Genomic DNA, 5318 nt, shown 5'->3' on the forward strand with positions numbered 1-5318 from the left:
TCGAACTTTCGGTTCGTTTCGTCTTCACACACCGCAACTCGCTTCTTAAGCAAATTGCTTGGGTGTTATATGGTCAAGCCTCACGGGCAATTAGTATTGGTTAGCTCAACGCCTCACAGCGCTTACACACCCAACCTATCAACGTCGTAGTCTTCGACGGCCCTTCAGGGAACTCAAGGTTCCAGTGAGATCTCATCTTGAGGCAAGTTTCCCGCTTAGATGCTTTCAGCGGTTATCTTTTCCGAACATAGCTACCCGGCAATGCCACTGGCGTGACAACCGGAACACCAGAGGTTCGTCCACTCCGGTCCTCTCGTACTAGGAGCAGCCCCTCTCAAATCTCAAACGTCCACGGCAGATAGGGACCGAACTGTCTCACGACGTTCTAAACCCAGCTCGCGTACCACTTTAAATGGCGAACAGCCATACCCTTGGGACCGGCTTCAGCCCCAGGATGTGATGAGCCGACATCGAGGTGCCAAACACCGCCGTCGATATGAACTCTTGGGCGGTATCAGCCTGTTATCCCCGGAGTACCTTTTATCCGTTGAGCGATGGCCCTTCCATACAGAACCACCGGATCACTAAGACCTACTTTCGTACCTGCTCGACGTGTCTGTCTCGCAGTCAAGCGCGCTTTTGCCTTTATACTCTACGACCGATTTCCGACCGGTCTGAGCGCACCTTCGTACTCCTCCGTTACTCTTTAGGAGGAGACCGCCCCAGTCAAACTACCCACCATACACTGTCCTCGATCCGGATAACGGACCTGAGTTAGAACCTCAAAGTTGCCAGGGTGGTATTTCAAGGATGGCTCCACGCGAACTGGCGTCCACGCTTCAAAGCCTCCCACCTATCCTACACAAGCAAATTCAAAGTCCAGTGCAAAGCTATAGTAAAGGTTCACGGGGTCTTTCCGTCTAGCCGCGGATACACTGCATCTTCACAGCGATTTCAATTTCACTGAGTCTCGGGTGGAGACAGCGCCGCCATCGTTACGCCATTCGTGCAGGTCGGAACTTACCCGACAAGGAATTTCGCTACCTTAGGACCGTTATAGTTACGGCCGCCGTTTACCGGGGCTTCGATCAAGAGCTTCGCGTTAGCTAACCCCATCAATTAACCTTCCGGCACCGGGCAGGCGTCACACCCTATACGTCCACTTTCGTGTTTGCAGAGTGCTGTGTTTTTAATAAACAGTCGCAGCGGCCTGGTATCTTCGACCGGCATGAGCTTACGGAGCAAGTCCTTCACCCTCACCGGCGCACCTTCTCCCGAAGTTACGGTGCCATTTTGCCTAGTTCCTTCACCCGAGTTCTCTCAAGCGCCTTGGTATTCTCTACCCAACCACCTGTGTCGGTTTGGGGTACGGTTCCTAGTTATCTGAAGCTTAGAAGCTTTTCTTGGAAGCATGGCATCAACCACTTCGTCACCTAAAAGGTAACTCGTCATCAGCTCTCGGCCTTAGAATCCCGGATTTACCTAAGATTCCAGCCTACCACCTTAAACTTGGACAACCAACGCCAAGCTGGCCTAGCCTTCTCCGTCCCTCCATCGCAATAACTAGAAGTACAGGAATATTAACCTGTTTTCCATCGACTACGCTTTTCAGCCTCGCCTTAGGGACCGACTAACCCTGCGTCGATTAACGTTGCGCAGGAAACCTTGGTCTTTCGGCGTGGGTGTTTTTCACACCCATTGTCGTTACTCATGTCAGCATTCGCACTTCTGATACCTCCAGCAAGCTTCTCAACTCACCTTCACAGGCTTACAGAACGCTCCTCTACCGCATCACTTACGTGATACCCGTAGCTTCGGTGTATGGTTTGAGCCCCGTTACATCTTCCGCGCAGGCCGACTCGACTAGTGAGCTATTACGCTTTCTTTAAAGGGTGGCTGCTTCTAAGCCAACCTCCTAGCTGTCTAAGCCTTCCCACATCGTTTCCCACTTAACCATAACTTTGGGACCTTAGCTGACGGTCTGGGTTGTTTCCCTTTTCACGACGGACGTTAGCACCCGCCGTGTGTCTCCCATGCTCGGCACTTGTAGGTATTCGGAGTTTGCATCGGTTTGGTAAGTCGGGATGACCCCCTAGCCGAAACAGTGCTCTACCCCCTACAGTGATACATGAGGCGCTACCTAAATAGCTTTCGAGGAGAACCAGCTATCTCCGAGCTTGATTAGCCTTTCACTCCGATCCACAGGTCATCCGCTAACTTTTCAACGGTAGTCGGTTCGGTCCTCCAGTTAGTGTTACCCAACCTTCAACCTGCCCATGGATAGATCGCCCGGTTTCGGGTCTATTCCCAGCGACTAGACGCCCTATTAAGACTCGCTTTCGCTACGCCTCCCCTATTCGGTTAAGCTCGCCACTGAAAATAAGTCGCTGACCCATTATACAAAAGGTACGCAGTCACAGAACAAAGTCTGCTCCCACTGCTTGTACGCATACGGTTTCAGGATCTATTTCACTCCCCTCTCCGGGGTTCTTTTCGCCTTTCCCTCACGGTACTAGTTCACTATCGGTCAGTCAGTAGTATTTAGCCTTGGAGGATGGTCCCCCCATATTCAGACAAGGTTTCTCGTGCCCCGTCCTACTCGATTTCATGACTAAGAGATTTTCGCGTACAGGGCTATCACCCACTATGGCCGCACTTTCCAGAGCGTTCCGCTAATCTCAAAGCCACTTAAGGGCTAGTCCCCGTTCGCTCGCCACTACTAAGGGAATCTCGGTTGATTTCTTTTCCTCAGGGTACTTAGATGTTTCAGTTCCCCTGGTTCGCCTCTTGCACCTATGTATTCAGTACAAGATAACCATCTTATGATGGCTGGGTTCCCCCATTCAGACATCTCCGGATCAAAGTCTGTTTGCCGACTCCCCGAAGCTTTTCGCAGGCTACCACGTCTTTCATCGCCTCTGACTGCCAAGGCATCCACCGTATGCGCTTCTTCACTTGACCATATAACCCCAAGCAATCTGGTTATACTATGAAGACGACATTCGCCGAAAATTCGATAATACTCAATTAAGAGTAACTCACAAATTTTACCTTAGCCTGATCCGTTACCAGTGAAAGTAACGTTCAGTCTATCTTTCTATCACATACCCAAATTTTTAAAGAACGATCTAATCAAAAGACTAGAAATCAACATTCACCATCACAACAATGGAATGCTCATTTCTAAGCTTTAAACGCAGAAGCAGTAGTGGTGGAGCCAAGCGGGATCGAACCGCTGACCTCCTGCGTGCAAGGCAGGCGCTCTCCCAGCTGAGCTATGGCCCCGTATTTCTACAGGCGTTTCCCACACAAAATTGGTGGGTCTGGGCAGATTCGAACTGCCGACCTCACCCTTATCAGGGGTGCGCTCTAACCAACTGAGCTACAGACCCAATTTCGGGCTGCTTCTTATCGTCTTCTTCAATGAATCAAGCAATTCGTGTGGGAGCTTATGGAGCAGCTGATGTCGTCGATTAAGGAGGTGATCCAGCCGCAGGTTCCCCTACGGCTACCTTGTTACGACTTCACCCCAGTCATGAATCACACCGTGGTAACCGTCCCCCCGAAGGTTAGACTAGCTACTTCTGGTGCAACCCACTCCCATGGTGTGACGGGCGGTGTGTACAAGGCCCGGGAACGTATTCACCGCGACATTCTGATTCGCGATTACTAGCGATTCCGACTTCACGCAGTCGAGTTGCAGACTGCGATCCGGACTACGATCGGTTTTATGGGATTAGCTCCACCTCGCGGCTTGGCAACCCTTTGTACCGACCATTGTAGCACGTGTGTAGCCCAGGCCGTAAGGGCCATGATGACTTGACGTCATCCCCACCTTCCTCCGGTTTGTCACCGGCAGTCTCCTTAGAGTGCCCACCATTACGTGCTGGTAACTAAGGACAAGGGTTGCGCTCGTTACGGGACTTAACCCAACATCTCACGACACGAGCTGACGACAGCCATGCAGCACCTGTCTCAATGTTCCCGAAGGCACCAATCTATCTCTAGAAAGTTCATTGGATGTCAAGGCCTGGTAAGGTTCTTCGCGTTGCTTCGAATTAAACCACATGCTCCACCGCTTGTGCGGGCCCCCGTCAATTCATTTGAGTTTTAACCTTGCGGCCGTACTCCCCAGGCGGTCAACTTAATGCGTTAGCTGCGCCACTAAGAGCTCAAGGCTCCCAACGGCTAGTTGACATCGTTTACGGCGTGGACTACCAGGGTATCTAATCCTGTTTGCTCCCCACGCTTTCGCACCTCAGTGTCAGTATCAGTCCAGGTGGTCGCCTTCGCCACTGGTGTTCCTTCCTATATCTACGCATTTCACCGCTACACAGGAAATTCCACCACCCTCTACCATACTCTAGCTTGCCAGTTTTGGATGCAGTTCCCAGGTTGAGCCCGGGGATTTCACATTCAACTTAACAAACCACCTACGCGCGCTTTACGCCCAGTAATTCCGATTAACGCTTGCACCCTCTGTATTACCGCGGCTGCTGGCACAGAGTTAGCCGGTGCTTATTCTGTCGGTAACGTCAAAACAATCACGTATTAGGTAACTGCCCTTCCTCCCAACTTAAAGTGCTTTACAATCCGAAGACCTTCTTCACACACGCGGCATGGCTGGATCAGGCTTTCGCCCATTGTCCAATATTCCCCACTGCTGCCTCCCGTAGGAGTCTGGACCGTGTCTCAGTTCCAGTGTGACTGATCATCCTCTCAGACCAGTTACGGATCGTCGCCTTGGTGAGCCATTACCTCACCAACTAGCTAATCCGACCTAGGCTCATCTGATAGCGCAAGGCCCGAAGGTCCCCTGCTTTCTCCCGTAGGACGTATGCGGTATTAGCGTTCGTTTCCGAACGTTATCCCCCACTACCAGGCAGATTCCTAGGCATTACTCACCCGTCCGCCGCTCTCAAGAGAAGCAAGCTTCTCTCTACCGCTCGACTTGCATGTGTTAGGCCTGCCGCCAGCGTTCAATCTGAGCCATGATCAAACTCTTCAGTTCAAACATCTTTGGGTTTTGAGAAAACCCTAAACTTGGCTCAGCAATCGTTGGTTACATCTTTGATTTCTCGCGGAGTAACTTGTGATGCTGATAATCTGTTGACTGCCAGTCTGACTCCACAAGCACCCACACGAATTGCTTGATTCAGTTGTTAAAGAGCGGTTGGTTAAGATCTTTCGTCTCAACCGAGGCGCGCATTCTACAGCAGCCTCATTTGCTGTCAAGTGATTATTTTCAGAAGTTTTCAAGGATTTCCTTAACAACTTCAACCACTTGCGCTTCCGATCACTCGTTAGCGGGAGGCGAA

General features: G+C 51.2%; 2 tRNA genes and 2 rRNA genes. All 4 read right to left on the minus strand.

Annotation, left to right across the window (positions count from 1 at the left end):
• Positions 1 to 69: 69 nt before the first annotated feature.
• The 4 genes from M1B35_RS30105 to M1B35_RS30120 all read right to left on the minus strand — a co-directional run bounded on the left by M1B35_RS30105 (position 70) and on the right by M1B35_RS30120 (position 5011).
• Positions 70 to 2961 (minus strand): 23S ribosomal RNA (locus M1B35_RS30105).
• A 248-nt stretch (positions 2962 to 3209) separates the two neighbouring features.
• Positions 3210 to 3285, minus strand: a tRNA-Ala gene (locus tag M1B35_RS30110).
• 30 nt (positions 3286 to 3315) lie between these two features.
• Positions 3316 to 3392: transfer RNA gene (locus M1B35_RS30115), tRNA-Ile, on the minus strand.
• An 82-nt stretch (positions 3393 to 3474) separates the two neighbouring features.
• Positions 3475 to 5011: ribosomal RNA gene (locus M1B35_RS30120) — 16S ribosomal RNA — on the minus strand.
• The 16S and 23S rRNA genes sit together here with 2 tRNA genes alongside, the layout of an rRNA operon.
• Positions 5012 to 5318: the final 307 nt, after the last annotated feature.

The sequence above is a fragment of the Pseudomonas morbosilactucae genome, assembly GCF_023241665.1.
GTDB lineage: Bacteria > Pseudomonadota > Gammaproteobacteria > Pseudomonadales > Pseudomonadaceae > Aquipseudomonas > Aquipseudomonas morbosilactucae.